Origin of the sequence: Burkholderia sp. Ac-20384 (assembly GCF_017104605.1) — a bacterium.
In the GTDB taxonomy this organism is placed as follows: Bacteria; Pseudomonadota; Gammaproteobacteria; order Burkholderiales; family Burkholderiaceae; genus Burkholderia; species Burkholderia lata.
On sequence record NZ_JAAGPE010000571.1, the window covers coordinates 1 to 2,463 of the forward strand.

Annotated in this window: 3 protein-coding genes; all 3 read right to left on the bottom strand. The window is 71.2% G+C overall.

The features are described 5' to 3' along the window. Positions 1-205 (bottom strand): hypothetical protein (locus G3O00_RS41810; protein ID WP_206146503.1); only part of this gene is annotated, 205 nt, incomplete at its 3' end. Positions 206-210: 5 nt separating this feature from the next. Beyond that, positions 211-2,052, bottom strand: coding sequence for an Hsp70 family protein (locus G3O00_RS41815; protein ID WP_206146504.1), 1,842 nt, complete (start codon positions 2,050-2,052; stop codon positions 211-213). Then, positions 2,049-2,463, bottom strand: a 415-nt coding sequence (locus G3O00_RS41820; RefSeq protein WP_241025596.1) for a DUF2760 domain-containing protein, incomplete at its 5' end; no start/stop codon positions are given. The genes G3O00_RS41815 and G3O00_RS41820, both read right to left, overlap by 4 nt.

The following is a 2,463-nucleotide window of genomic DNA, read 5'->3' on the forward strand; positions in this document are numbered from 1 at the left end:
CCCACGGCAGCCGCAGCGTGTCCGGCGGCAGCTCGCCCGCCGCCGGGTGATAGCGCACCGACGGCAGCAGCGGCTGCGCGGCCACCGCGCCGGGGCCGACCAGCTGCTCGACGTCGAACACGCGGATCGCGTCGGAACCGGCCTCGACGTATGCGACGACCGTATTGCTCGTGCCGAGGTCGATCCCGACCGTATAGCGCTTCATCGCGCTCAGGCAGCGCCGCGCACGTCGAACTCGACCTTCCAGCGCTCGTTCGTGCCGCTCGGGATCGCCTCGAGTTCGAGCGTGCCGGCTTCGGTCACGCGCGCATGCAGCTTCACCGGTACGACCTCACCGACCGTGCGCCCTTCGGCGGGCAGCGTCGCCTGGATTTCTTCCAGTTCCTGCAGCTCTTCCGCCGACCAGTAGTCGAGCAGCGTGCCGACCTGATCCTGGCGGCGCACCGACGAACCGAAGAAGCGGAACTGCACCGGTTCGCCGACGACGAGGCCGAACTCCTGCGGCGGCAACGCCGCGTCCGAGCCTTCCTCCATCCCGAACGGCGCGACGCACAGCGCCTGCACCGGCGGTTCGAGCCCCGGCACCGCGGGCATCGCCGATTCGATCGCAACGTAGTACGCACGCGCCGTGCCGCCGCGAATGCGCACGCCACGGCCGCGCTTCACGTAGCCGTAGTACGCCGCACCGCGTGCGACCGCGAGATCGAGATCCGCGCCTTCGAGCAGGCGCGCGGGCGGCGCACCTTCGGCGGCGAGCCAGCTGTTGAGCGTATCGAGCACGCGCTGCGTGAGCAGCGCCGACTTGAACACGCCGCCGTTGAACAGCACGGCCGTCGGATGCAGGAACGTCGCGCCCTGCGGCAGCGTGCGCTGCACGCCTTCGAGCGAATCGAGCGCCGCGACCTGGCGGCCGAGGAACGCCGCGAGATGGCGCGTGATGCCCGCGTCCTGCGCATACGGCAGGCCGAGCTGCGTCAGGCCGACGCGCGCGCGGCTCACCGGGCGCGCGGCTGCGTCCACCTGCGGGAAGAAGCCTTCGAGGATCGTCTGCGTGAGTTCCGCGCGCGTGAGCTCCGTGCGGATCGACCCGCCGATCAGCTTCGAGCCGCGGCTCGGCACGACGAGCGGCACCGCGTCGGTCGTCGGGTCGGACAGCAGCGTTTCCTTCGCGGAACGGCACGCGTACGTGAGCGCGCGCAGTTGCCACGGATCGGCCTGCGTGCCCTGCTGTGCGAGCTTGCGCGCCACGATGTGCGCTAGCGCGAGGTCCATGTTGTCGCCGCCGAGCAGGATGTGCTCGCCGACTGCCACGCGATGCAGTTCGAGATTGCCTTCGCGCTCGACCACCGCGATCAGCGACAGGTCGGTCGTGCCGCCGCCGACGTCGACGCACAGGATCAGGTCGCCGACCTGCACCTGCTTGCGCCAGCCACCCTGGCTCTTCTGGATCCAGCTGTACAGCGCGGCCTGCGGCTCTTCGAGCAGCGTCATCCGCGAGTAGCCGGCGGCGCGAGCGGCCTCGGCCGTCAGTTCGCGCGCGGCCGGGTCGAACGACGCGGGGATCGTGACCGTCACGTCCTGATCCGCGAACGGCGCGTCGGGATGCGTGTGGTCCCACGCTTCGCGCAGGTGCGTCAGGTAGCGGATCGAGCTTTCCAGCGGCGACACGCGCGACACTTCCGGCGGCGCATCGCTCGGCAGGATCGCCGCGCGGCGGTCGACGCCCGGATGGCACAGCCAGCTCTTCGCGCTCGACACGAGGCGGATCGGCGTGCCGGCGCCGCGCGTGCGGGCCATTTCGCCGACCGCGAACGCGCGCGAGGCCGTCCACGGCAGCGTCAGGTCGCCTTGCGTGAGTTCACTTTCATGCGGCAGGTAGAGGAACGACGGCAGCAGGTCGCGCGACTCCAGCGCGCCGGGCGCAGTGAGCTGCGCGATCGGCAGCACCTGCTGCGTGATGGTTTCGCCGTCGCTCGCGGCGCTGTCGACATACGACAGCGCGCAGTGGGTCGTACCGAGATCGATACCGATCGAATAGCGCGGATCGCTCACAGTTCCACCTCCGCCGGTGCGACGACCGAGGCGTCGTGGCTGCCCGTCAGCTTCGGCAGGCGCACGTCGGCCACCCGCCAGCCTCGATGGCTGACGGTGCCCGTGAACGGCGCGGCGCCGACCACGTTGCCCGTCACGCGCACGGCCGTTGCGTCGAAGCCGGCCGGCAGCGTCACGCGGCTGCCTTCGGCTTCGTCGCGCACCGGCACGATCGTGAAGTGTTCGCGCAGCGCGGCACGGCAGCCGTCGTGCACGAGGCGCGCGGCCGCGCCGATCTCGGCGTCCGCGTAGCCGGCGATGTCTTCCTCGACGAAGTCGATGAAGCGCGCATCGCGCTGCAGCAGGCCGAGCAGTTGCAGGGCGGCCTGCGGGCTCGCTTCGCGCAACTCGGGCGCCGGCGCCTTCACGGGC